The sequence below is a fragment of the Octadecabacter sp. SW4 genome, from assembly GCF_008065155.1.
GTDB lineage: Bacteria > Pseudomonadota > Alphaproteobacteria > Rhodobacterales > Rhodobacteraceae > SW4.
Window position 1 is genome coordinate 1,600,309 of the sequence record NZ_CP042819.1, and the last position, 21,873, is coordinate 1,622,181.

A 21,873-nucleotide genomic window follows, 5' to 3' on the forward strand; every position below is an offset into this window, starting at 1 on the left:
ATGTCCGACGAAACCCCCGAACTGCCACAGATCTATCTGATCACACCGGCCGAATTCGAGCTCTCCAGCTTTCCCGACCGGCTGGCAGCCTGTCTTGACAGCACCGATGTGGCCTGCGTGCGCCTGTCGCTGGCCACTCGCGACGAAGACCGCATCGCAAAGGCCGCCGATGCCCTGCGCGCCGTCACGCACGCCCGCGACATTGCGCTGGTGATCGAAAGCCATATCCTGATGGTCGAACGGCTGGGCCTTGACGGGGTGCATCTGATTGATCACGCCCGTTCCGTGCGTCAGGTGCGCAAGGATCTGGGCGCCGATGCGATCGTCGGGGCCTACTGCGCCGCCTCGCGCCATGACGGGATGACGGCGGGCGAACTTGGCGCGGATTACGTCAGCTTCGGCCCCGTCGGGGAGTCGCCCCTTGGGGATGGCACGCGCGCGCAGCCCGAGCTTTTTGAATGGTGGTCACAGATGATCGAAGTGCCGGTGGTCGCCGAAGGCGCGCTTGACACCGATCTGATCCGCACCCTGGCGCCGCACACCGATTTCTTTGGCATCGGTGACGAAATCTGGCACCAAGACGATCCCGCCCAAGCCCTGCGCGCCTTCAGGGCTGCAATGACCTGATCAGCCCCTCGCGCACCCGACTTTCAAGCGTGCTTGCCAGCGCCTTGCGATCGCCAAAATCCGCGACCCGCACGGGCGCGTGATAGGTCACCGTGACACTGCCCTGCCTGCGCGCGGCCAGCGTTGACAGCAGATGCGGGCCGAAGTCCATATCGCCCCACCAGCCGTAAAACCGCGCATCCGCCCCTGTGGGTCCGCGATAGACCACCGAAACGGGCTGGATCGACAGGGTCTCGCGCAGCCCCGGGGCAAAGAACGCGGCAAACAGTGTCGGCTTGAAGGGCAAGACCCGCTGCCCGTCCGTCGATGTGCCCTCGGGGAAAAACAACAGCTTGTGACCCAGCGCCAGACGGTCCTGAAACACAGCCACCTGCGCGGACGCCGTGCGCCTGTCGCGCTGGATGAAAACCGTGCCCGTGGCGCGTGCCAGCCAGCCAATCCCGGGCCATTTCGCCACCTCGGCCTTGGACACGAAATAGATGCGTTTGCGCGCATTCAGTGCGAATATATCCAGCCAGGACGAATGATTGGCGACCACCGCGCCGGGGCCGGACATGACCTCGCCCTCGACCCGATAGCCCATCCCCAGCAAGACAAAGGCGCTGCGGCAGACAAACTGCGTGATATAGGGCGTCACGGGGCGGCGCGCGCCATAAAGGGGGCGCTCGATCAGCCGCACCAGCAACAAGACCGCAAGGCAGCCAAACACCAACACTGCCAACGGCAACCCGCGCCCCACCACGCGCAACCACGCGCCTGCACCCATAGCCGGATGGGGCGGATGGGTATCACTGTCCCAGGTGCTCATGCCGTGCCTTGTGTGTAAATGCCCTGGTGGCGGGTATTCATCTGCGCGGTATCCATCACCAGACAGACATCGGTGGTGTTAAAGGCATAATCCACGTAAGCCCCCTCGCCCACGCAGCCGCCCAGCCGCAGGTAGGCCTTGATCAGCGCGGGCGTGTCACGCATGGCCGCGGGGCGGTCGATCTGGTCTTCGGGCATCAGATCCATCGGTTGAAACACCCGCGATGTCACACGCAGGTTCTTTGGTGCCAGATGGCGGTGATGCAGCAACGACAGGGCTTGGGCCAATGCGGCGATATCCGTGCCGTGAAAGCTCGCGACACCGAACAGAATTTCGACCTCGTAGGCGGCGACGTAGCGGGCCAGCGCGCCCCAGAGTTCGAACATCGCCGTGCCGCCGCGATAATCGGGATGCAGGCAGGACCGCCCCAGTTCCAGCAGCTTGCGATCCAGCGCGCGCAATGCCGTCAGATCATATTCGTCCTCGCAGTAGAACTGCCCGGCGCGGGCGGCACCGTCCGCTTGCATCAAACGATATGCACCAACCACATGGTCACCGGGGCGGCGTGTTTCATCGACCAGCACAAGGTGGTCATAAAACGGATCGAACTTGTCGCGTTCAACCTGCGCGTCATGATCCACCAACGGCCCGTCGCCGCCCAATTCGCGCACGAACACGTCATAGCGCAGACGCAGGGCTGCCATCAGATCCGTGTCGTCGCGGGCCAGACGCGCTTGAAAAACAGGCTTGTGGGGTTTTGTCATCGCATTCTTGCCGTTGGGAGGTGATTTTCTAGGCGCGCGTTAACGCTTTGGCAACCATCACGGGCCAGTTTGAGACCAACTTGATTGACAGGGCGCGCTTCCTTGCTACCCTAAGTTGAATCACCACCCCCGGGGGATACTATGGACAGGCTCACGCGCGTGCCATCAATGACAACCTTGCCCGCCTCGCGGAAATTGACCGTGATGCGGCTGCCGATGTTGGATTGCACCTGCCCCACGCCCCAATCGGGCTGGGTGGGGTGGCGCACCAACATCCCCGGTTCCAGTATCGCATTGATCCCCTCCATCACGCCCTTTCCGGTGCCCGCATGAGGACACGCGCCGATATTTCCGCGCTGGTATCATCGCGCATCTGTCATGACCTTGTCAGCCCTTTGGGCGCGATTGGCAACGGTGTTGAACTGCTGGGCATGTCCGGCGCGCCCGAAGGGCCAGAATTGCAGCTGATCAACGAAAGCGTGGAAAACGCCAACGCGCGGCTGCGGTTTTTCCGCATCGCCTTTGGGGCGGCCAGCGCCGATCAGGTCATTTCGCGCAGTGAAATCCTTGCGACCTTGTCGGCGGCGTCACGTGGTGGCCGGCTGGCCTATGAATGGCGGGCTGCGGGTGATTTGCCGCGCCGCGCCGTGCGCGCCGCCTTTCTGCTGATCCAGTGCCTTGAATCGGCGATGGCGCTTGGCGGGCATATTGTCGTTGATTTACAAGATGATACATGGGTGGTCACCGGTGAAAGCGACCGCATGAATATCGACGTCGATCTTTGGGACAGCCTGACCAATGCGCGCGCGCGCGTGCCGCTGTCCTCGGCGCTGGTGCAATTTGCGCTGCTGCCCGAAGTTCTGGACGAGTTGAAGCGCAGCCTTTCGCTGGCGTTTGACACGGGCAAAATTTCCACACGCTTCTAGGACCGAACGGCGCCATCCCCGCTCACAAGATACTTGAAACTGGTCAACTGCGCCGCGCCCACGGGGCCGCGCGCATGCATCTTGCCGGTGGCGATACCAATCTCGCCGCCCATCCCGAACTCGCCGCCATCGGCGAATTGGGTCGACGCGTTATGCATCAGAATCGCGCTATCGAGACGCTCAAAGAAACGCGCCACCGCGCCTGCGTCCTCGGACATGATGCAATCGGTATGATTTGACCCGAAGGTGCGGATATGCGCAATCGCTTCGTCAATATTATCAACGACTTTCGCGGCGATCTTCATGTCAAGATACTCCATGCCCCAGTCATCATCGGTGGCTGGAACCGATCCCTTCAGCCCCTGCGCATGGACATCGACTCCGACGGCCATCAGATCATCGACAATCTGCTGCCCCAGCGCCAGCGCATCGCGATGCACCAGCAGACATTCCGCTGCGCCGCAAATGCCGGTGCGCCGCGTTTTGGCGTTCATCACGACCGCGCGGGCCATATCAGCATCGGCGGATTTGTCGATGTAGATATGCACGATCCCCTCAAGATGGGCGAATACCGGCACCCGCGCCTCGCGTTGCACCAACCCCACAAGGCCCTTGCCGCCCCGCGGCACGATCACGTCGATCGTATCGGTCATGGTCAGCATGGCGCTGACGGCAGCGCGATCCCGCGTTGGCACCAGTTGAATTGCGTCCGCAGGCAGGCCCGCATCAACCAGCCCCTTGACCATCGCCGCGTGGATCGCACCGCTGGAATGCAGGCTTTCCGAGCCACCGCGCAGGATCACCGCATTTCCGGCCTTCAGGCAGAGCGCACCCGCATCCGCCGTCACATTCGGACGGCTTTCATAGATCACGCCGATCACACCCAGCGGCGTGCGCACACGCTTGATATGCAGCCCGCTGGCCATGTCCCATTCGGCAAGGGTTTCGCCCACCGGATCGGGCTGTTCGGCGACCGCGCGCAGGGCATCGACGATCCCGCGAATCCGATCCTCGTCCAGCATCAACCGATCAAGCATGGCGCCGCTCAGGCCCTTTTCACGCCCAAACTCCATATCCCTGGCATTGGCGGCGATGATCGCTGCGCGATCTGTCCAGACATGTTCGGCAGCACCGATCAGGGCGGCGTGCTTGCGCTCGGCGCTGGCAAAGGCCAGCTCGGCGGCTGCCGCCTTGGCCCGCGCGCCGATGTCGGCCATAAGTGTCGCAATATCAGTCATTTAGATCACCATGTCATCGCGGTGAATCAGCACCGCGCGTCCCGTGTATCCCAAGAGGGTTTCAATGTCAGCGGTGCGCCGCCCCATGATCAAACGTGCCTCATCGCCCGTGTAGCGGGCAAGGCCAAGGCCCAGATGCGCACCGTCGGCCCCCAGTATTTCAACGGGATCGCCGCGCCCGAACGTGCCGGTGACGGCCGTAACACCTGCTGGCAACAGGCTTTTGCCCTTGGCCAGCGCGCCCTGTGCGCCCGCATCGACCGTGACCGTGCCACGTGATTTCATTGCGCCGATCCAGCGTTTGCGCGCCGCCTGCGGATCCGTTTGGGCGGTGAACCAAGTCGCATTCGCGCCACTTTCCAACATTTTCAGTGGGTTCAATGGTGATCCTAATGTGATGACCATCGCGCAGCCTGCGTCCGTTGCCACCCGTGCCGCCATCAGCTTGGTCTTCATCCCGCCCTTGGACAGGCCCGATCCGGCATCACCGGCTTGCGCCTCGATTTCGGGCGTGATCCTGTCAATGATATCATAGCGTTGCGCGCCGCTGTTCACCTGTGGATTGTCGGAATAGAACCCGTCCACATCCGACAAGAGCACCAGCATATCCGCCCCAATTGTCACGGCGACCTGCGCCGCCAAACGGTCATTGTCACCATAGCGAATTTCATCGGTGGCAATGGTATCGTTTTCGTTGACGATCGGTGTCACCCCAAGGGACAACAGCGTTTCCATCGTCGCGCGGCTGTTGAGATAACGCCGCCGGTCCACGGAATCTTCAAGCGTGACAAGCACTTGCGCGGTGATGATACCGTGGGGCGCAAGCGCATCCTCGTAGGCGCGCGCCAGCCTGATCTGGCCGACAGCCGCCGCAGCCTGTGATTGTTCCAGCGCCAAGGCACTGGGTGGCAGGCCCAACACACCGCGCCCCAGCGCGATGGATCCCGACGATACCAGCACCACATCCACACCGCGCCCGCGCAAATCGGCAACATCGGCGGCCAGTGACCGCAACCAATCGGTGCGCAATGTGCCGCTGGCGCGCTCCACCAGCAGAGCCGAGCCGATCTTGACGACCAGCCGTTTTGCGTGGCTTAGGGACGCCATGCTTCGTCCTCTTTTGGGCCATCGGCCTCGATCTTGGCGCGCAGGCGGTCCTTGTCGATCTTGTCACGCAGGGCGCGCAGCACGTCGGTGGTGCCTTCGCCGCTCACCCCGGACATCAGCAGGCAATCAACGCCCGTTGCCGCCTTGATTTCATCGCGGATAAAGCTGCGTTCCTCGTCATCCAGCGCATCAACTTTGTTGAGCACCGTGACACGCGGCTTGTCGGCCAGTGCGCCGCCATAGGCCTCGAGCTCGGCAATGATGGTGGTGTAATCACCGACGGGATCGCCCGATGTGCCATCAATCAGGTGCAACAGCACCGCGCAGCGCTCGACGTGTCCAAGAAACAGATCGCCAAGGCCGCGCCCTTCGCTGGCGCCTTCGATCAGGCCGGGAATGTCGGCAACGACAAATTCAACACCGTCCACCCCGACCACGCCAAGGTTGGGCACAAGGGTCGTGAACGGATAGTCGGCAATTTTCGGGCGCGCGTTGGATGTGGCGGCAAGAAATGTCGATTTGCCGGCGTTCGGCAATCCCAACAGCCCCGCATCGGCGATCAGTTTCAGACGCAGCCAGATCGTGCGCTCAATCCCCGGCAATCCGGGGTTGGCACGGCGTGGCGCCTGATTGGTCGAGGATTTGAAATGCAGGTTGCCAAAGCCACCGTTACCGCCCTTGGCCAAAATCACCCGCTGGCCGACTTCGGTGAGGTCGGCAATCACCGTTTCCTGATCTTCATCCAGAATTTCCGTGCCCACCGGCACCTTGAGGATGATATCATCGCCGTCCGCACCGGTGCGCTGGCTGCCCATGCCGGGCACGCCATTCTTGGCGAAAAAGTGCTGCTGGTAGCGAAAGTCGATCAAGGTATTCAGCCCGTCAACTGCTTCGGCGATCACATCGCCGCCGCGCCCGCCGTCGCCACCATCAGGCCCGCCGTATTCGATGAATTTCTCGCGCCGGAACGACACGCAACCGCCACCGCCACCGCCGGACCGGATATAGACTTTGCACAGGTCGAGGAATTTCATGCGCGGGGCTTTCGTTTAGGGTCGCTGCAGGCGATACGCTATTGCGCGCCTGCTCTCAAGGGATGGAGCATGGTTATGATGCCGCCCAGCGATCCGCCGTCAGCGCCATGCGCTGTACCTGCACCTCCTCGCCCAGCGGTTCGGCGAACTGCACCGCAACATGCGTGTCCACAAACCCCAGCTTTGACAAAACCGCGCGCGAAGCGTGATTGCCGATCATATGCCCCGATACGATGGGGTCTTCGCTTTGCGCGAAATGCCACTTGATGACGGCGCGCGCCGCTTCAGTCATATAGCCGCGCCCCTGATGCGCCTGCGCCAGCCAATAGCCCAGATCGGGCATGCCGATCACGCCCAGAAAGGCATCGTTCGTGGTGATTGCCCAATGCACGCCCGTGCCCTGATTGGCAATAAACCACCGCGCATCAGCCAGACGGTAGGGATGGGGCGGCGCGGACAGCCATTTGATCACCCCCCAAGGCGCGATCTTGCGCGCAATCTCGGGGGCGTCTGACTTGCGCAGGGCACGCAGGGTCAGACGCGGGGTGATCAACGTGGGTGCTTTCATTTGTCCATTTTCAGCACATAGGTCCATGTGGGCACCGAGGCCTCGCGCGCCACGCTAAAGGCTTCGGCGTCACCGAGATAGTCAAAACCGCAATTGGTCAGCACGCGGGCCGATCCGGGGTTGTCCTGAAACACCTCGGCATAGATCTGGCGGGCGTTTTGCGGGTTTGCGTCCAGCAGGACGCGCACCGCCTCGGATGCGATGCCGGTGTTCCAGAACGCAGGCGCCACCCAATAGCTGATTTCCGATTGATTACGATCCATCCGTTCAAGGGTGATCAACCCCATCACCTCGGCATGGCCTTGGGCAGACCCATCGATCGCCCAGACATCGCGCACCCGCTCGGGCGAGGTCGCGTCATCAATATAGGCCGTCACGGCCCCTTCGGGCAGCGGATGAGGCACGTTACGATACATCCGTGCCACGCGCGGGTCGGCGTAATAAAGGTTCAGCAAACCTTCGTCGCTGCGCCGCACGGGGCGCAACACAAAGCGATCGGACGTTAGTGTCGGCTGGGGGGGATTTTGTCGATGATCATAAAGGCTTCCCTCCTCCGAAAAGCGCAAACAGGACGGATAGGACCGTCAAAGCGGCCAGGCTCCACATCAGGTAACGCTCGCCGGTGGTCCCGGCGAGGGTCACGGCGATCCGCTCACCGGCGAATGTCCAAAGCGGATGCAAGATGAATTGCAACGTTAACAGACAGATGGCGATTGTGGCGGTCGCTTGCAAGGTCGGGGTGCCGGGCGTGACAAAGGTTGTGAACCCGGTCGTGATCAGCGCCCATGCCTTGGGGTTGAGGGGATGCACAACCAATCCGGCGACAAAGCCGGGGGGCGTGTCATCGGCCTTGCCATGACCCAGCCGCATCCCCGCCACACGCCAGGCCAGATAAAGGATATAGGCCACGCTGATCCATTTCAGTACTGCAAACAGCAGCGGCACCCTGTCCTGCAATGTCATCAGCCCAAATCCGATCGGCCAGATGATCAACTGCTTGCCAAGGGCCACGCCTGCCACGAAGGGCCACGCCCGGCGCAGGCCAAACCGCGCGCCCGTGGCCAGCAAGACCATATTGGCCGGACCGGGTGTTGCGACCTGACTGGCCGCAAAAAGCGTGAAACTGGCAATTGCGACGGGCAACGCGCCCTCCTCAACTATACGGGGGATACGACAAGGGGGACCGGTTTGCACCGATCCCCCTGATTTTCTCAGCTTGTGAGGTTCGGCTTACTCGGCGGCCTCCGCCACGGGGAGAACCGATACAAACGTGCGGCCCTTGAGACCCTTGTGGAAGGTCACGTTGCCTTCGACAGTTGCAAAGATCGTGTGGTCACGGCCCATGCCAACACCTTCGCCCGGCCATTTGACCGTGCCGCGCTGACGCACGATGATATTGCCGGGAATGACAGCTTCACCGCCGTATTTTTTCACGCCAAGGCGACGCCCTGCGGAGTCGCGACCGTTACGGGATGAACCGCCTGCTTTTTTATGTGCCATTGGTGTCTCTCCTTATTTCGCGAGGTCAGCGGCTTGCTTCAGCCACTCGTCGCGGTCGATGCGACCTTTGAAGTTCAGCTTCTCGTCCATATCAGCAACCTGTTCAGGCGTCCATGCCGCGATCTGGGCGAAAGTTGTCACGCCTTCGGCATGCAGCTTTTTGACGATCACCGGACCCACACCGCTGATCTGTGTCAGATCATCGGCCTCGGTCTTTTTGGCGGCGGCTTTTTTCGGCGCTGCCTTTTTGGTTTCGGCCTTGGCTTCGGCCTTGGGGGCTGCTTTTTTCGCGGCTGTTTTGGGCGCTGCGGCTTTCTCAGCGGCAGGCTTGGCAGCTTTGACGGATTTTTTGTTCGACTTGGCGATCACGGCCTCAAAGCCGGCCCCGCCGATGGCCGCCTTGACGCCCGATTTGTCCGCACCTTTTTCAAGGATGTCGGTCACGCGCAGGATCGTCAGTTGCTGACGGTGGCCCTTGGTGCGCTGGCTGCCGTGCTTGCGGCGGCGCTTGACGAAATTGATCGTCTTTTCACCCTTGATCTGGTCGATCACTTCGGCCTGAACACCCGCGTCTTTGACCAAAGGCGCGCCAACTGTCGTGCCAACCATCAGAATGTCGTTGAATTGCACTTTTTCGCCAGCCGCAGCGGCGATTTTTTCAACACGCAGAACGTCGCCCGAGGCAACTTTGTACTGCTTGCCGCCGGTTTTGAGAACCGCAAACATATGTCTTTCCTTCATCTTCCGCGTCACTGAGGTTCCCCGCCCGATACGATATGCGGGGCATTTTCGGCCAATCCGGCCACCTGTGGACTGCGCGCCCAGCGGGCGGTTTTTCGCTATCTCCCCACAAGTCACTTGTGCGGATGGCGGCTTATCTGCGTATCTGTGCCACAAGTCAACCCATTGAGGTGCGCCAATATGCGTAAATTCGCCGTTCTTAGCCTGCTCCTGACATCGGCCTGCGCCGAAGGGCCAAATCACCTTGGCAATCCACTGACCTGGCCCACTCAAGGGATCGGCACGGCCATCGAAAACAGCATCTACAATGAACGGCGCGGACGGGTCGAGGTATTCGTGAAAACCAACCACCCTGCCCTGATCGCCGACATCCGCGCAGGCGGCGGGGCCACACTGACACAGGCCTTTGACATTGCCCGCGTGCCCCGTTCGATCCGGCCGGCGCATACGCTGCAACTGCAATCGGACCTACCGCTTTACGAGACCAACATCGAAGCGTTGATCGTCGCGATCATGGTGGTCAGCACCTGACGCGGCGGGCGATTCTTTGGCGGAGACATAAAGAACAGCAATGTCGGCTTTGAGTCCACTTTACCGGATGCTGCAACAGGCATAGATGTCCGCTTCCTATCTGTGTTTGTCACTGGCGCGTAAACGGCTCAATGTGACAGGCGTGACTCCCAAAAAGGACGCTATCAACGCATGGGTAAAGATGTCTTCATAGCCAGGGAATGCTTGGCGAAACCAGTTGAGCCGCTCGGCCCCTCCAAGAGCCGCGAGGCACCACTCTCGATCCACCTTCCGGCTTAACGCATCCCGCAGAACAGCATTGGCCCAATTTCGGACGGGTTCAGATGAAATCATCACACTTGAAAGCAGATCACTGTCGATCCTAACAAGAAGGGCATCAGTGGTTGCCATAACTGACACGAGCGACACACCGTCCCGCGTTCGGGCGATATTTGGCGTGACAACACAGGGACCCACGTAAAACCCGACGCAAACTTCCTTGCCGTCTTGGTCACAAATGCTGCTTGCCAAGCGCCCTTCCAAAAGAATAAATTCATCTGTTTCGGGTTGTTCTTGCCGGGAAAGATGCGCGCCTTTGTTCACGCGCTTTCGTTTCCAATAGGACGCAAAATCATCCGCGCAAGCAATATCTGACATATCAGGTGATTGAGTCAGAAACGTCCGTAAATCCATCTTTGCGGTCCTTATCAGATGATAATGCGGGTGGCTTGGGCTGAGGGCATGTGTCGCACAGTTCAAGGAGTTTACAAAATGATGAATAGAATCCCCGCAAAGCACATCGGAATAATCGCGGTTGGCTCAGGATTGCTTGGCGCGTCAGTCCATCTGTTGAGGATCAACGTCACACGCGCACATCTCGAAGTCGTCTCGGGGCACGTCCCCTTCGACATGCGCCCCTTCGGTTAAGTGGCTGCTTGACACGTTAAAAAAAGGATAATCGAATGCTAGATTATATGAAAATTCAACAGGGCATGTTCTGGTTCTTGTCCATTGTTGTCGCCCTCGTTTCCTATCGATTTATCGTGCTTGGGATGGAAGTGGTTTATGCGAACGAGACCCATCAACTGCTGACATTCAAAAATGCGTTTTACTTGCACATCATCACTGCGCCGATTGCGCTCTTCGTCGCACCGTTTCAACTGTCAAAGAGGTTTCGCGCGAAATCAATTCGCCGACATCGGTTGATGGGTAGAATATATTGCGCCGCGGTTTTGTTAGCAGGGGTTACCGGCGTCTTAATCGGCTTCAACGCCAAGGGCGGCCCAATCGCTCAGTCAGGGTTTGTGTTGCTGGCAGTGATTTGGCTGATCGCGACATTCCGGGCGCTGCAAGTCGTAAGACTTGGTCAGATCGGCCTTCACCAGGAATGGATGATCCGCTCAATCGCTTTGACGTTTGCAGGAGTGACGTTGAGGATAATATTGCCCGCTCAGCTTGTTTCAGGCATTTCTTTGGACGTCGCCTACCCAATTGTCGCCTGGCTTTGTTGGGTGCCAAATTTAATTGTGGTTGAATATTTCATCCGTAGATCCAGAACTGCCAAAGGCAGACTTTGAACTCTTTTCACCATTAATTGCTGTTCGGTTGGGACGGCTTCGAATTGGCCTATCCGACCTGCAGTTTTGTCGCTCAACCTCAGATTATGCAGAATACTATGAGATGGCCAACAAACCGGATATCGGCATCGGGATCGAGTTCTACAATCGCAAGCGTCCACGAAACCGGGGGAACTCCAGTCTATTGGCTGAGAAAAGACAAAACCCAACCCGATCAGCAGGAGCAAAGAGTAGCGTAATTTACGCCGAAATCCGTCCAAACATTGAGAAATAGCTCACACACTCACTGAGAGATGAAGCGGATTTTTCAGATAAAATGTGATAGCGGACATTCATCGCAGACGCAGCGAAAGTTCAATTCGTCCCGCTCACCAGACAGCCCTTCTGCACCCCCCGTCCTGCCAAGGGTCCGCAGGGAATCAAACCGCGGCTGCCGTGCATCGGCAGACGGCCCCAGGGGCTGGCGAGTTTGCTATCGGATTTGCCAGTCTTTAAAGGCAGGGCGTGTTTGGCAGCCATAAAGTGCCACGCATACAGGTCTGGTCGCCTTCGTGCGGTCTGATGCTGCACGGCGCACCAATCGTCAGACCACCAGACCTGCGGCAAAGGTATCCTAAGGTAAACTACATTTCGCCCCCCCAACTTGCGCGAAGTTAAGCCGTGCTCCCCGCGCAGTCATTAAAATGCGGGCATAGCGAAACCACGTTGGTTTTCGCGCCTTGAAGGGGAACAGCATGAAACGGAATTTCAGAAACACAGTCGCCATGATGGCCATTCTTTTGGCAGCCCCCGTGGCGGCGCAAGACTGGGTCGGCAATATCGAAGGCGGGTTGTTTTCATCAGACCGCACCAGCACCGATACAGCCATTGTCGGCAGCCCGTTTGTCGGCGCCTACATTGCCGGACAAAGTCAGCGCAACTTTGGCGATTACCGTCTGTCGTTTGATGGCCGGTTCGAAATGACAGATGACGAAGGGCTTGATGATGTCTATGAAAGCGGCCCGCTGCACAGCGGCGTTATCGGTCTGCATTTCGGACGTGAATTTGGCGCGACCTATGTCGGTGCCTTTGCGGCCGTTGGCTATTTTGACGGTTACGACTCTGAGGATCCGATGACGGGGTCGCTGGCTGGCCTCGAAGCCAGCTACACACTACCTGTTGGCGCGATGCTTTATGCCCAGGTTGGCGCAATGGACGCAATCGGTGATCCTGGTGACAACGAATACGTCGGCTACGCCGCGCGTGTCGGCGCCAGGCATCAGTTCAATGATCGTATTATCGCTGGCCTGAGCTATGAGTTCGGTGAGGCGGATGATTGCTTTGTCGATTGCGGTGACCAGCCCGGAGAGTTCTCTCTGGTCACAGTGGACGCAGCCTATGCCATCACCGACAACATGGATCTGGTCGCGCGCTACGCCTATCTGGACGTTTATGACGTCAATGACGATGACACCGGAACGGAATCCAACATCTACCTTGGTGCCCGCTGGAACTTTGGCCCGCGTGCCGCCCAGACAGCCCTGACCACACCGCTTGGCGGCTTTCAGGCCGCAAGCTGGATGGCACCGCTCGACTAATCGAAACTGCATATTCAGCGTATCACAGCCGCCTTCGGGGCGGCTGTTTTGCATGACGAGGGCGATACCCCGCCGGGCGTGCATCTCACAGTGCGGCGGGCGGCGGTTGACAAAAATCAATTTTTGCCCGCGCGAGTCCCGCTAAAATCACGCTGTGTCCATCAGTCAATCGACCAGAATTGGAGAATAGCGATGATCAGCACCACAAAATCACTTTTTGCAGCAGCGGCAATGGCTCTGGCCCTGCCCGGCGCGTCACTTGCCCAAGACATTGGCCGTGACTCGTTCATGGCCAACTGTGCGGTTTGTCACGGCGCGGACGGGACGGGAAACGGCCCGATCCTTGATCTGTTGAAATCGGCACCCTCCGACCTGACGGGGCTTGCCGAACGCAATGGCGGGCGGTTCCCGTTTGAACAGATCTATGACACCATCGCCGACGCTGGTCAGGCCGCAGGCCACGGCACCACCGAGATGCCGATCTGGGGCAATCGGTTCAACGCCGACATCATTGCACAAGAGGGCGAATTCGGAATGGGCACGAGTGGCCTGCCCACGGCGCAGGCCCGGATCCTCGAGCTGGTGTTTTTCCTCGCCACGATCCAGGCACCCGGATAATCGCGGCGCGGCGCAACGGGGTGTGCAAGGCGCGCGATCAGCGGCGTCGTCAGGTTTGACTGCGCCGCATACCCCTGCCCTACAGTTCCTGGCTGATCATATAGGTCGCCGAGGCCCGCCCGAGGGCAAAGCTGATATCTTCGAACATCCCGTCAAAGGCGGCAAACAGCGCGCGATTCAGATCCTGCCCCGCCGCGCTTTCGCTAAAGGCGATATAGGCGTCCAGATCGTTGTCACTTAGCGGTTGATAGGCCAGTAGCGAATACGAATAGACCCAGTCTTGCGTATTCTGGCGAATGTCGGCCTCTTGTGACCAGACATCGGTCAGGATCTGCTCTTCGCTGATGTCACCGTTCAGCGCGCCGCCCTCCATCAGCCCCATGTAAAAGGCAAAGTTGGAGTTCATGCCGCCGACCACATTGGTTTCGATCAGATCATTCACGTCGGCAAAACGCTGCACCTGCAAGAAGCGCGGCGTTTCCTGCGCGCTGGCGATGGCGGCGGCGTCCTTGCTGGCAGCCTCGACGACCTCGTCAAGCAGGGCGCGGCGCGCACTGACCTCGAGGGTGATAATCTCCTGTCCCAGATCGGATGTGAAAAAGTCCAGCATCGGTGCAATATCCATGCCCGCCATCTCGGCGGCCAGTTCCGCACTGACTTCGGTTTTCATACGCTCGGAATCGTAGATCAGCTCGACCGTGGCGCGCCAGTCGCGGCCGCCCGATCCGCCCAGCATCTCCTGATCGATCTGCATGCCATAGGCGATGCCCTCCTCGCGCATGACCTCCAGCATGTCATCCATGCCAAGCGCATCAAACAGCTGCGCCTCGGGGGTGTGTTGCTGGGCAATGACGGGAAAGGCGAATGCAGTCAGGGCGGCGGCGGTCATCAATCGGGTGAACATGGCGAACCTTTTGGTTGGGGTTGCCCTAGTGATATGGCGCGCGGCCGCGCTTTCCAAGGGGACGCACGCAAATGTCAGAAGTTCGCGCCATTTCGCGCCTTTTTGCTTGCGCGCCGCAATCGGTCACAGTAAGCCCGCCCCCGTTGACCCCGCGCGGAGAGGTGCCGGAGTGGTCGAACGGGACGGTTTCGAAAACCGTTGAGCCTCTAAAGGGTTCCCAGGGTTCGAATCCCTGTCTCTCCGCCATTGGTTCCCAAGATTCCGGCATTGTTATGTGTCATTCGGCAGGTTTTTCGGCCACGCGGTCGCCTGCTCAGAAAGGCCCGTGCCTTGGGCATGGCTGCGGCCATGGCGTTCGTTGTTTTCGCAAGCCGGCCCCAAACCCCCGCGCCACAATCGCGTCCGAAATCACCCCTTGTTTGCCCCAATCGCGCTGAAATGCGAACATGAAATCTGTGCACAGTCATCCTCAGGAAGCGTTATTGGTAATGGAGAATGAACAATGCACTTCACGGCAAACAACCCGATGATCATCGCACAGGTCCGCGATTTCGTGATGTCCGAACGCAAGTCCTGCGTGTCTGACCGCGAATGGCAGCATCGCCTCAAGGGCTATGGTTATGATCTGCGAAAGACGGCGGCTGGCACCGTGCTGACAACCCTGCCCCACGGGCGCGATGTGTGCACGCTGGCAATCTAACAGGCCGCTTACCGACTAAGCGTGCGGTCAACTGCATCCTTCCAGCCCGCATAACGGCGTTCGCGCGTGGCGCTGTCCATCTGTGGTTCAAACCGCTGTTGCAGCGCCCATGAGGCGGCGAACCCCGCCTGATCGGGGTAGACGCCCGCGCGCATCCCTGCCAGCCACGCCGCCCCCAAAGCGGTGGTTTCCAGCACCTGTGGCCGGTCAACCGGCGCGCCGATGATGTCGGACAGGAACTGCATGGACCAGTCCGACGCGCTCATCCCGCCGTCCACGCGCAGCACGCTCGCCTCCTCGGCCTGCGCCCAATCCGCCTGCATCGCCTCGAGCAGATCGCGGGTCTGAAACCCGACACTTTCGAGCGCCGCGCGGGCAAATTCAGCCGGTCCCGAATTGCGCGTCAGCCCATAGATTGCGCCGCGCGCCTTGGCGTCCCAATGGGGCGCACCAAGGCCGGTAAAGGCAGGCACCAGATACAACTCCTGCGACGGATCGGCCTTTTCCGCCAGCGCCTGCGTCTCGTCTGCCGCGCCAATCACCCCCAGCCCGTCACGCAGCCATTGCACCACGGCCCCGGCGATGAAAATCGACCCCTCAAGCGCATAGGTCGGTTTGCCGTCAAGCTGATAGGCAATCGTGCCCAGCATCCGGTTGCGGCTTTCCACCAGCGTATCGCCGGTATTGAGCAAGGCAAAACATCCCGTGCCATAGGTCGATTTCAACATGCCCGCATCAAAACAAGCCTGCCCGATGGTCGCGGCTTGCTGATCGCCCGCAACGCCCAAAATCGGGATCGGCGCGCCGAACAGGTCCGCGCGGGTTTCCCCGAAATCGGCCGCACAGTCGCGCACCTCGGGCAGCATGGCGCGCGGAATATCAAGGCGTTGGCAAATCGTGTCATCCCATGCCCCGTCACGAATGTTATATAACATCGTGCGCGCCGCATTGGTGGCATCTGTGGCGTGGACCCTGCCACCCGTCAGCTTCCAGATGAGATAGCAATCGACGGTGCCGAACAGCAACTCGCCCGCCTCAGCGCGGGCCTGCGCGCCCGCAACCGTGTTGAGGATATAATGCACCTTGGTGGCGGAAAAATACGGATCGGCCAGCAGCCCCGTGCGCTGCGTGATCTCGGCTTCAAAGCCTTCGGCGCGCAGTTGCGCACAGAAATCAGCCGTGCGCCGGTCCTGCCAGACGATGGCGTTGTGCACCGGTTCGCCTGTCTTGCGATCCCAGACCAGCGTGGTTTCGCGCTGGTTGGTAATGCCGATCGCGGCGATATCGCCTGCGCTGAGCCCGGCCTTTTCCATCGCTTCGCGGCAGGTCGTGACCACTGTTGACCAGATTTCATCAATGTCATGTTCAACCCAGCCGCTGTGCGGGAAATGCTGGGTGAACTCCTTTTGGGCGGTCGCCGCAATGGCCATATCCGCGTCAAAGATGATCGCGCGACTGGATGTGGTGCCCTGATCAATCGCCAGAATATGGGTCATTTCGCGCCCTCCTTTTTCTGCTCGTGGGCCATGAATTGTTCAAGTTTGGCCACCTGTCCGGCGTCCAGCCTAAGGCCAAGTTTGCTGCGCCGCCAGATCACATCCTGGGCGGTGCGCGCATATTCACGGCTGATCAGCCAGCGCACCTCGGCCCCCGTGAGGGTCGCGCCGAAATCAGCGCCCAGATCGTCAGGCGTCCGCGCCTCGCCCAGAACCTTCCAGGCATCCGTGCCATAGGCGCGGATCAGGCGTTTGGCCCAGTCCAGCGTCAAAAATCCGTAATCAGCCTGCAAACGCGTGTTCAGCGCAGGTTTATCCGCCACCTTGAAATCGCCGCCCGGCAAGGGCACGGTCGCCGTCCACACACCCGTGCCACCAATCAGCGGCACCAGTTTCTTCAGCGCGTTCTCTGCCAGTTTGCGATAGGTCGTGATCTTGCCGCCAAAGACATTGAGCAAGGGCGCGCCATTGTCATCCAGCGACAGCACATAGTCGCGCGTGGCCGCCGTCGCCGATTTCGCGCCGTCATCATAAAGCGGGCGCACGCCGGAATAGGTCCAGACCACATCGGCACGGGTCACGGGGCGCTTGAAATACTGGGACGCAAAGGCGCACAGGTAATCCTGTTCTTCATCCGTTGCATAAGGTTCGACGCCCAAGTCACTGTGTTCCTTGTCAGTTGTGCCAATCAGGGTAAAGTCTGTTTCATAAGGAATGGCAAAGATGATCCGCCCATCCTCGCCCTGAAAAAAGTAGCTCTTGTCGTGATCAAACAGGCGCCTGGTGACGATATGACTGCCCCGCACAAGGCGCACGCCCTCGGATGAATTGAGGCCGGCAACGCCGCGCACGACATCCTCGACCCAAGGACCGGCGGCATTGACCAGCGCGCGCGCGCTCAGGGTCTTGCCCCCTTCCAGCGTCACCTGCCACAGCCCGTCAACGCGTGTTGCGCTGATCACCTTGGTGCGGGTCATGATGGTTGCGCCGCGATCTTCGGCGTCGCGGGCATTGAGCACAACAAGGCGCGAATCCTCGATCCAGCAGTCGGAATATTCCCAGGCGCGGCGGAACTTGCCCTTGATCGGTGCACCCGCAGGGTCAACCGTCAGATCAAGCGTGCGGGTGCCCGGCAAAATTTCGCGCCCGCCCAGATTGTCATAGAGGAACAGCCCCAGCCGGATCAGCCATGCGGGGCGCCGCCCCTTCATCCAGGGCAGGAACAGCGACAACAGTTTCGATGTGGGCGTATCCCCTTCAAAGCGCATGTCCCGATGAAACGGCAACACAAACCGCATCGGCCAACTGATATGAGGCATGGCGCGCAGCAGGACTTCGCGTTCAATCAACGCTTTGCGCACCAGCCCGAATTCAAAATATTCCAGATAGCGCAAACCACCGTGAAACAGCTTGGTCGAGGCGCTTGAGGTCGCGCTGGCCAGATCGTTCATTTCCGCCAGCCCCACGCGCAGGCCGCGCCCCGCCGCGTCGCGGGCGATGCCAACACCGTTGATGCCGCCGCCAATCACAAAAAGATCATAGTCCGCCTGGCTTTTCATATGGCATCCCCCCCGTGTTGGCATGGTGATGGCTGTTATGGCCACGGCGGGCAAGAACAACCCGGGCGCAGGTTCGTCACCACAATAACGAACCCAAAGCGAAAGCGCCAAATCACCATATTGCTGGGCTGTCTGCGCTATGTCATGTTCGGTTTATGGATGAAACGAACATCGCCCGCCACGCTGCGATTCTGGCGCAGGCCCGCACCCAGGGCAAGGTCAGCGCCACCGCCCTTGCCAGCCAGCTGGATGTGACAGTGCAGACGATCCGGCGCGATCTGCGCGCGCTGGCCGCTTTGGGCGCGGTGGAACGCGTGCATGGCGGTGCGGTATTGGCCTCGGGGGTTGGCAATATCGGTTACGGTGACCGGCGCGCGTTGCACCGCGAGGCCAAGGCGCGCATCGCCGCTGTTACCGCCCGGCTGATCCCGCATCGCGCCTCGCTATTCCTCAATATCGGCACCACAACCGAATCCGTTGCCCATGCCCTGCGCCATCACAGCGACCTGATGGTCGTCACCAATAATCTGAACGTGGCCAATATTCTGGCGCAGAATCCGCGCTGCGATGTGGTCGTCGCGGGCGGGCAGCTGCGCCGCGCCGACGGTGGGCTGGTTGGCGATCTGGCGACACTGGCGATCGAACGGTTCAAGGTGGACTATGCGATAATCGGCGCCTCGGCGATCGACGGCGAAGGTGATCTGCTTGATTTCGACGCGCAGGAAGTCCACGTCAGCCGCGCCATTCTGGCACAGGCGCGTCAATCCATCGTCGTGGCGGATGCGTCAAAATTCAGCCGCAAGGCGCCGATGCGGATCGGCTCGCTGATGCAGGCCGATGACCTTGTCACCGATGCGGTCCCTTCGGAACGGCTGGTCAGTGCCTGCGCCGATTGGGGCACGCGCATCACACTGGCCTAGCCGTAGTGGTTCGGCCCCGGATCGCCGCGCTGGCAGTAAAACACCAGCAGCGCGATCGCAAAACCCAGTGCTGCAAGGCCGCCAGCCCCCATCAGCCCCAACATGCCACCTGACGGTTCACTGTAGGGCGATACGCCGGTCGCCACGCCGATAAACACCACATAGGCGATCAGGCCAAGGTAAAACCCGCCGATCCACCAGCCGCTGCGGTTGGTGTCATGCAAGCGGCGCATGGCCACGGCAAGGCCGGGCAAGAACACGGCCAGCGATACCAGCGAATTGAGCGGCGACATCGCATTATTCGGGAACAGCATCACATCAAGCAGGCTGGTCGCGATGCCCAGAATGAAAGTGAACAGAATAAAATACCAAAACTCGGACCGGCTCGCGCGGCCTTTGAAATCGACGTATTTATTCAGGCACACGTTGATTGCCTCGCCAAAGCCGCGGGCGGGTGCGCCGTCGTATAGCGCCTGTTGCACCCCCGGATGGCTGCGCGGAATTGCGGCTTGGGGCGCGGCGGGTGTCGGCATGGGCGGCGGTGCCCCCGGGGTGGACATGGCGCCGGACATGGCGAAATGTTCGGAGGCGGCAACCCATCCATCCAGCCCCTCGCGCCAGACAAGGGTCTGGGCTGTGACGGTTCCGGCATCGATCAGCCGCGTGATTTCGCTTTCTTCGACCGGACCGGCGCGCGCGCCGTCCACCACGTAATACCAGCTGTGCGTGCTCATACGTTAACCCCTAAATTGCAATGCCTTGACCATAGAAACCATATTCCAGTCGGGCAAGCCGTCTAGCCGCGAAAACCTGTTGCAATCACGAATTTTTCCGAACTGTCGGACCGCGAGGCCGGGGGTTTGACATGCACCACCTTGGTAAATTTCTGCTTGAGAAGCTTTTGCAGATCGCCCTCGGCCCCGCCTGCGAGAACCTTGGCAACAAAGGTGCCGCCCTCGGTCAGCACGTCAAAGGCGAAATACGCGGCCGCTTCGCACAGCGCCATGATCCGGTTGTGATCGGTCTGCTTGTGCCCCGAGGCACTGGCGGCCATGTCGGACATGACCACATCCGCCTGCCCGCCCAGCCATTCCTTGACCTTGATGTCGGCGTCGTCCTCCATGAAATCGAGGCGGTGCAGCTCGCAGCCGGCAATCGGCTCCATCTCTTGAAGGTCCACGCCAAGGATCGTGCCAATCGCCTTGCCGGATCGTTCCCCCAGCGCATTCACCCGCGGCACGGCTACCTGACACCAGCCACCGGGGGCCGCACCAAGGTCAACAACCCGTGCGCCCGGCACCAGGAACCTGAATTTGTCGTCCAGTTCCAGTATCTTGTAGGCCGCACGCCCGCGATAGCCGTCTGCCTGGGCGCGTTTGACGTAGGGGTCATTCAACTGGCGCTGCAACCACAAGGTTGAGCTCAGCTTGCGTCCGCGCGCGGTCTTGACCTTGACGGTCAGGTCACGCTGGCCACGGCCACTGGAATTTTTTGTCGGCTTCTTGGCCATCGGGGTCTCGCTGGTTGTTTTGTTACACATAGGCCAATGCGGGCGCGCGCAAAAGGCTTGGTCGGGTTTGCGGGCTTAATTTGTGCTGTTTTCAGGGGGTGAGCCTTGAGTGGGCAGCAAATCCCCCGTATCAGGCGCCCATCGCCGCGCCGAACAGGATTGGAATCCATGCCTCACCCCGCCAACGCTTACGCCCTTGTCGCCGATATTGGCGGCACAAACACGCGCGTGGCCCTTGCAGACGGGCGCCAGGTCTTGCCCGACACGATCCGCCGGTATCGCAACAGCGACTTTGCCGGTCTGGAAACCGTCTTGCGGCAATACGTGCGCGATGAAGGCGACGTTGATGCAAAAGCGGCCTGCGTTGCCGTGGCGGGGCCGGTGCGTGACGGGCGCGCCACCATGACAAATCTGGACTGGGCAATCGACCAGGACACGCTGGCCCGCGCCAGCAAAGCGGAAACGGTCGCGATCCTGAACGACTTGCAGGCGCAGGGGCACGCCTTGGGGCATCTGGATCCGGCCAATATCCGCACAATCATCCAAGGCCCCGATGCCGAAGCGACGGCCGCGAAAATGGTGATCGGTGTGGGCACCGGTTTTAACGCGGCACCCGTCTTTGAAGGCAACGGTGCCCGCCTTGTGCCCCCGTCCGAATGCGGCCATGCCAATCTGCCGATCCGCACGCCGCGCGAACTGGCGCTTTGCGAATATGTCGCGACAGCGCACGGGTTTCCGGCGATCGAAGACGTGCTGTCGGGGCGCGGGCTTGAACGGGTTTATGCCTTTCTGGGCTTTGAGGCGGGTGACCCGCGCGAGGCCAGGGCCCAAGACATCATGCAAAGTTGCGCCAGCGGTGATGACCCCCGCGCGGTTGAGGCTGCGCAGGTGTTCACCCGCATCCTTGGCACGGTCGCGGGCAACCTTGCGCTGATTCAGCTGCCCTTTGGGGGCGTGTTTCTGGTGGGCGGTGTGGCGCGTGCCTTTGCGCCCTATTTGCAGGATTTCGGCTTTGCCGAGGCCTTTCGCGACAAGGGGCGTTTTGCCGGTTTCATGGGGAATTTCGGCGTGCATGTGATCGAGGATGATTACGCCGCACTGACCGGGTCGGCCTGCCATCTGGTGTCGTTGCAGGAAAACGTATGACGCCGCCCTGCGGGTTGTCGTGGTCTCTCTCGCGCGGGGTTGA

The 21,873-nt window shown here is 60.4% G+C and carries 26 protein-coding genes and 1 tRNA gene; 10 read left to right on the top strand and 17 right to left on the bottom strand.

All coding sequences use genetic code 11. The features are described 5' to 3' along the window. Positions 1-627: a thiamine phosphate synthase gene (locus FTO60_RS07900; protein WP_148055447.1), complete on the top strand. Its 627-nt coding sequence runs from the start codon at positions 1-3 to the stop codon at positions 625-627. On the opposite strand, the gene FTO60_RS07905 is transcribed toward FTO60_RS07900, so the two are convergent. From FTO60_RS07905 to FTO60_RS07915, 3 genes are all read right to left on the bottom strand, one after another. Next, the gene (locus FTO60_RS07905; RefSeq protein ID WP_148055448.1) at positions 608-1,435 is read right to left on the bottom strand and encodes a 1-acyl-sn-glycerol-3-phosphate acyltransferase; all 828 of its coding nucleotides are present in this window, start codon (positions 1,433-1,435) and stop codon (positions 608-610) included. The two genes, FTO60_RS07900 and FTO60_RS07905, sit on opposite strands and share 20 nt — an antisense overlap. Beyond that, positions 1,432-2,199, bottom strand: coding sequence for a GNAT family N-acetyltransferase (locus FTO60_RS07910; protein ID WP_148055449.1), 768 nt, complete (start codon positions 2,197-2,199; stop codon positions 1,432-1,434). The genes FTO60_RS07905 and FTO60_RS07910 overlap by 4 nt, the downstream gene beginning before the upstream one ends. 110 nt (positions 2,200-2,309) lie before the next feature. Continuing rightward, on the bottom strand, positions 2,310-2,507 hold the full coding sequence (locus tag FTO60_RS07915) for a DUF3553 domain-containing protein (protein WP_148055450.1): 198 nt from the start codon (positions 2,505-2,507) through the stop codon (positions 2,310-2,312). 21 nt (positions 2,508-2,528) lie between these two features. Here FTO60_RS07915 and FTO60_RS07920 point away from each other — a divergent pair, with 21 nt between their 5' ends. Continuing rightward, positions 2,529-3,125 (top strand): histidine phosphotransferase family protein, encoded by a 597-nt coding sequence (locus FTO60_RS07920; protein WP_148055451.1) that lies wholly within the window; start codon positions 2,529-2,531, stop codon positions 3,123-3,125. Here the strand turns inward: FTO60_RS07920 and FTO60_RS07925 are convergent. From FTO60_RS07925 to FTO60_RS07960, 8 genes are all read right to left on the bottom strand, one after another. Then, entirely contained in the window at positions 3,122-4,363 is a 1,242-nt protein-coding gene (locus tag FTO60_RS07925) for a glutamate-5-semialdehyde dehydrogenase (RefSeq protein WP_148055452.1), read from the bottom strand. The genes FTO60_RS07920 and FTO60_RS07925 overlap by 4 nt on opposite strands. Next, positions 4,364-5,470: a glutamate 5-kinase gene (gene proB / locus FTO60_RS07930; protein ID WP_148055453.1), complete on the bottom strand. Its 1,107-nt coding sequence runs from the start codon at positions 5,468-5,470 to the stop codon at positions 4,364-4,366. Beyond that, on the bottom strand, positions 5,458-6,504 hold the full coding sequence (obgE, locus tag FTO60_RS07935; protein ID WP_148055454.1) for a GTPase ObgE: 1,047 nt from the start codon (positions 6,502-6,504) through the stop codon (positions 5,458-5,460). Before obgE ends, proB begins: the two co-directional genes overlap by 13 nt. A 73-nt stretch (positions 6,505-6,577) precedes the next feature. Further along, complete coding sequence (locus tag FTO60_RS07940; RefSeq protein WP_172623844.1) at positions 6,578-7,072, bottom strand: GNAT family N-acetyltransferase; 495 nt, start codon at positions 7,070-7,072, stop codon at positions 6,578-6,580. Beyond that, positions 7,069-7,560: a GNAT family N-acetyltransferase gene (locus FTO60_RS07945; protein WP_254696928.1), complete on the bottom strand. Its 492-nt coding sequence runs from the start codon at positions 7,558-7,560 to the stop codon at positions 7,069-7,071. Before FTO60_RS07945 ends, FTO60_RS07940 begins: the two co-directional genes overlap by 4 nt. Before the next feature lie 46 nt (positions 7,561-7,606). Next, positions 7,607-8,215, bottom strand: coding sequence for a LysE family translocator (locus FTO60_RS07950; protein WP_148055457.1), 609 nt, complete (start codon positions 8,213-8,215; stop codon positions 7,607-7,609). A gap of 87 nt (positions 8,216-8,302) precedes the next feature. Next, positions 8,303-8,572: a 50S ribosomal protein L27 gene (gene rpmA, locus FTO60_RS07955; protein ID WP_148055458.1), complete on the bottom strand. Its 270-nt coding sequence runs from the start codon at positions 8,570-8,572 to the stop codon at positions 8,303-8,305. A 12-nt stretch (positions 8,573-8,584) separates the two neighbouring features. Continuing rightward, positions 8,585-9,298, bottom strand: a complete 714-nt coding sequence (locus FTO60_RS07960) for a 50S ribosomal protein L21 (RefSeq protein WP_148055459.1) — start codon at positions 9,296-9,298, stop codon at positions 8,585-8,587. Positions 9,299-9,493: 195 nt separating this feature from the next. On the opposite strand from FTO60_RS07960, the gene FTO60_RS07965 reads away from it, so the two are divergent. Beyond that, positions 9,494-9,844: a hypothetical protein gene (locus FTO60_RS07965; RefSeq protein ID WP_148055460.1), complete on the top strand. Its 351-nt coding sequence runs from the start codon at positions 9,494-9,496 to the stop codon at positions 9,842-9,844. 96 nt (positions 9,845-9,940) lie between these two features. Here FTO60_RS07965 and FTO60_RS07970 read toward each other — a convergent pair whose 3' ends face one another. Further along, a complete protein-coding gene (locus FTO60_RS07970) occupies positions 9,941-10,516 on the bottom strand; it encodes a Crp/Fnr family transcriptional regulator (RefSeq protein WP_148055461.1) in 576 nt (191 codons plus the stop codon). Positions 10,517-10,785: 269 nt separating this feature from the next. Here FTO60_RS07970 and FTO60_RS07975 point away from each other — a divergent pair, with 269 nt between their 5' ends. The 3 genes from FTO60_RS07975 (at position 10,786) to FTO60_RS07985 (ending at position 13,595) form a co-directional block, all read left to right on the top strand. After that, complete coding sequence (locus FTO60_RS07975; RefSeq protein ID WP_148055462.1) at positions 10,786-11,400, top strand: DUF2306 domain-containing protein; 615 nt, start codon at positions 10,786-10,788, stop codon at positions 11,398-11,400. Between the two features lie 734 nt (positions 11,401-12,134). Then, the gene (locus tag FTO60_RS07980; RefSeq protein WP_148055463.1) at positions 12,135-12,977 is read left to right on the top strand and encodes a hypothetical protein; all 843 of its coding nucleotides are present in this window, start codon (positions 12,135-12,137) and stop codon (positions 12,975-12,977) included. 192 nt (positions 12,978-13,169) lie between these two features. Continuing rightward, entirely contained in the window at positions 13,170-13,595 is a 426-nt protein-coding gene (locus FTO60_RS07985; RefSeq protein ID WP_148055464.1) for a cytochrome c, read from the top strand. A gap of 79 nt (positions 13,596-13,674) precedes the next feature. On the opposite strand, the gene FTO60_RS07990 is transcribed toward FTO60_RS07985, so the two are convergent. Beyond that, complete coding sequence (locus tag FTO60_RS07990) at positions 13,675-14,499, bottom strand: DUF2059 domain-containing protein (protein ID WP_148055465.1); 825 nt, start codon at positions 14,497-14,499, stop codon at positions 13,675-13,677. A 155-nt stretch (positions 14,500-14,654) separates the two neighbouring features. Between FTO60_RS07990 and FTO60_RS07995 the strand changes: the two genes are divergently transcribed. Both FTO60_RS07995 and FTO60_RS08000 read left to right on the top strand, forming a co-directional pair. Further along, positions 14,655-14,745: transfer RNA gene (locus FTO60_RS07995), tRNA-Ser, on the top strand. Positions 14,746-15,001: 256 nt separating this feature from the next. Then, entirely contained in the window at positions 15,002-15,199 is a 198-nt protein-coding gene (locus FTO60_RS08000; RefSeq protein ID WP_148055466.1) for a hypothetical protein, read from the top strand. Positions 15,200-15,207: 8 nt separating this feature from the next. Here the strand turns inward: FTO60_RS08000 and glpK are convergent, their stop codons facing one another. Together glpK and glpD are read right to left on the bottom strand one after the other, a co-directional pair. Next, on the bottom strand, positions 15,208-16,695 hold the full coding sequence (glpK, locus tag FTO60_RS08005) for a glycerol kinase GlpK (RefSeq protein WP_148055467.1): 1,488 nt from the start codon (positions 16,693-16,695) through the stop codon (positions 15,208-15,210). After that, positions 16,692-18,254, bottom strand: a complete 1,563-nt coding sequence (glpD, locus tag FTO60_RS08010) for a glycerol-3-phosphate dehydrogenase (protein ID WP_148055468.1) — start codon at positions 18,252-18,254, stop codon at positions 16,692-16,694. Before glpD ends, glpK begins: the two co-directional genes overlap by 4 nt. 155 nt (positions 18,255-18,409) lie before the next feature. Here glpD and FTO60_RS08015 point away from each other — a divergent pair, with 155 nt between their 5' ends. After that, complete coding sequence (locus FTO60_RS08015) at positions 18,410-19,174, top strand: DeoR/GlpR family DNA-binding transcription regulator (RefSeq protein WP_148055469.1); 765 nt, start codon at positions 18,410-18,412, stop codon at positions 19,172-19,174. Here FTO60_RS08015 and FTO60_RS08020 read toward each other — a convergent pair. Further along, on the bottom strand, positions 19,171-19,908 hold the full coding sequence (locus FTO60_RS08020; RefSeq protein ID WP_148055470.1) for a DUF805 domain-containing protein: 738 nt from the start codon (positions 19,906-19,908) through the stop codon (positions 19,171-19,173). The genes FTO60_RS08015 and FTO60_RS08020 overlap by 4 nt on opposite strands. Positions 19,909-19,970: 62 nt before the next feature. Then, entirely contained in the window at positions 19,971-20,684 is a 714-nt protein-coding gene (locus tag FTO60_RS08025) for an RlmE family RNA methyltransferase (RefSeq protein WP_148057096.1), read from the bottom strand. Positions 20,685-20,852: 168 nt separating this feature from the next. On the opposite strand from FTO60_RS08025, the gene FTO60_RS08030 reads away from it, so the two are divergent. Next, on the top strand, positions 20,853-21,830 hold the full coding sequence (locus FTO60_RS08030; protein WP_148055471.1) for a glucokinase: 978 nt from the start codon (positions 20,853-20,855) through the stop codon (positions 21,828-21,830). The last annotated feature ends 43 nt before the right edge of the window (positions 21,831-21,873 follow it).

Excerpts from the sequence above, each read along its gene's own strand:
- FTO60_RS07900 (WP_148055447.1), top strand. The coding sequence starts at position 1 with ATGTCCGACGAAACCCCCGAACTGCCACAGATCTATCTGATCACACCG.
- FTO60_RS07905 (WP_148055448.1), bottom strand. The coding sequence starts at position 1,435 with ATGAGCACCTGGGACAGTGATACCCATCCGCCCCATCCGGCTATGGGT.
- FTO60_RS07910 (WP_148055449.1), bottom strand. The coding sequence starts at position 2,199 with ATGACAAAACCCCACAAGCCTGTTTTTCAAGCGCGTCTGGCCCGCGAC.
- FTO60_RS07915 (WP_148055450.1), bottom strand. The coding sequence starts at position 2,507 with ATGGAGGGGATCAATGCGATACTGGAACCGGGGATGTTGGTGCGCCAC.
- FTO60_RS07920 (WP_148055451.1), top strand. The coding sequence starts at position 2,529 with ATGAGGACACGCGCCGATATTTCCGCGCTGGTATCATCGCGCATCTGT.
- FTO60_RS07925 (WP_148055452.1), bottom strand. The coding sequence starts at position 4,363 with ATGACTGATATTGCGACACTTATGGCCGACATCGGCGCGCGGGCCAAG.
- proB (WP_148055453.1), bottom strand. The coding sequence starts at position 5,470 with ATGGCGTCCCTAAGCCACGCAAAACGGCTGGTCGTCAAGATCGGCTCG.
- obgE (WP_148055454.1), bottom strand. The coding sequence starts at position 6,504 with ATGAAATTCCTCGACCTGTGCAAAGTCTATATCCGGTCCGGCGGTGGC.
- FTO60_RS07940 (WP_172623844.1), bottom strand. The coding sequence starts at position 7,072 with ATGAAAGCACCCACGTTGATCACCCCGCGTCTGACCCTGCGTGCCCTG.
- rpmA (WP_148055458.1), bottom strand. The coding sequence starts at position 8,572 with ATGGCACATAAAAAAGCAGGCGGTTCATCCCGTAACGGTCGCGACTCC.
- FTO60_RS07960 (WP_148055459.1), bottom strand. The coding sequence starts at position 9,298 with ATGTTTGCGGTTCTCAAAACCGGCGGCAAGCAGTACAAAGTTGCCTCG.
- FTO60_RS07965 (WP_148055460.1), top strand. The coding sequence starts at position 9,494 with ATGCGTAAATTCGCCGTTCTTAGCCTGCTCCTGACATCGGCCTGCGCC.
- FTO60_RS07970 (WP_148055461.1), bottom strand. The coding sequence starts at position 10,516 with ATGGATTTACGGACGTTTCTGACTCAATCACCTGATATGTCAGATATT.
- FTO60_RS07975 (WP_148055462.1), top strand. The coding sequence starts at position 10,786 with ATGCTAGATTATATGAAAATTCAACAGGGCATGTTCTGGTTCTTGTCC.
- FTO60_RS07980 (WP_148055463.1), top strand. The coding sequence starts at position 12,135 with ATGAAACGGAATTTCAGAAACACAGTCGCCATGATGGCCATTCTTTTG.
- FTO60_RS07985 (WP_148055464.1), top strand. The coding sequence starts at position 13,170 with ATGATCAGCACCACAAAATCACTTTTTGCAGCAGCGGCAATGGCTCTG.
- FTO60_RS07990 (WP_148055465.1), bottom strand. The coding sequence starts at position 14,499 with ATGTTCACCCGATTGATGACCGCCGCCGCCCTGACTGCATTCGCCTTT.
- FTO60_RS08000 (WP_148055466.1), top strand. The coding sequence starts at position 15,002 with ATGCACTTCACGGCAAACAACCCGATGATCATCGCACAGGTCCGCGAT.
- glpK (WP_148055467.1), bottom strand. The coding sequence starts at position 16,695 with ATGACCCATATTCTGGCGATTGATCAGGGCACCACATCCAGTCGCGCG.
- glpD (WP_148055468.1), bottom strand. The coding sequence starts at position 18,254 with ATGAAAAGCCAGGCGGACTATGATCTTTTTGTGATTGGCGGCGGCATC.
- FTO60_RS08015 (WP_148055469.1), top strand. The coding sequence starts at position 18,410 with ATGGATGAAACGAACATCGCCCGCCACGCTGCGATTCTGGCGCAGGCC.
- FTO60_RS08020 (WP_148055470.1), bottom strand. The coding sequence starts at position 19,908 with ATGAGCACGCACAGCTGGTATTACGTGGTGGACGGCGCGCGCGCCGGT.
- FTO60_RS08025 (WP_148057096.1), bottom strand. The coding sequence starts at position 20,684 with ATGGCCAAGAAGCCGACAAAAAATTCCAGTGGCCGTGGCCAGCGTGAC.
- FTO60_RS08030 (WP_148055471.1), top strand. The coding sequence starts at position 20,853 with ATGCCTCACCCCGCCAACGCTTACGCCCTTGTCGCCGATATTGGCGGC.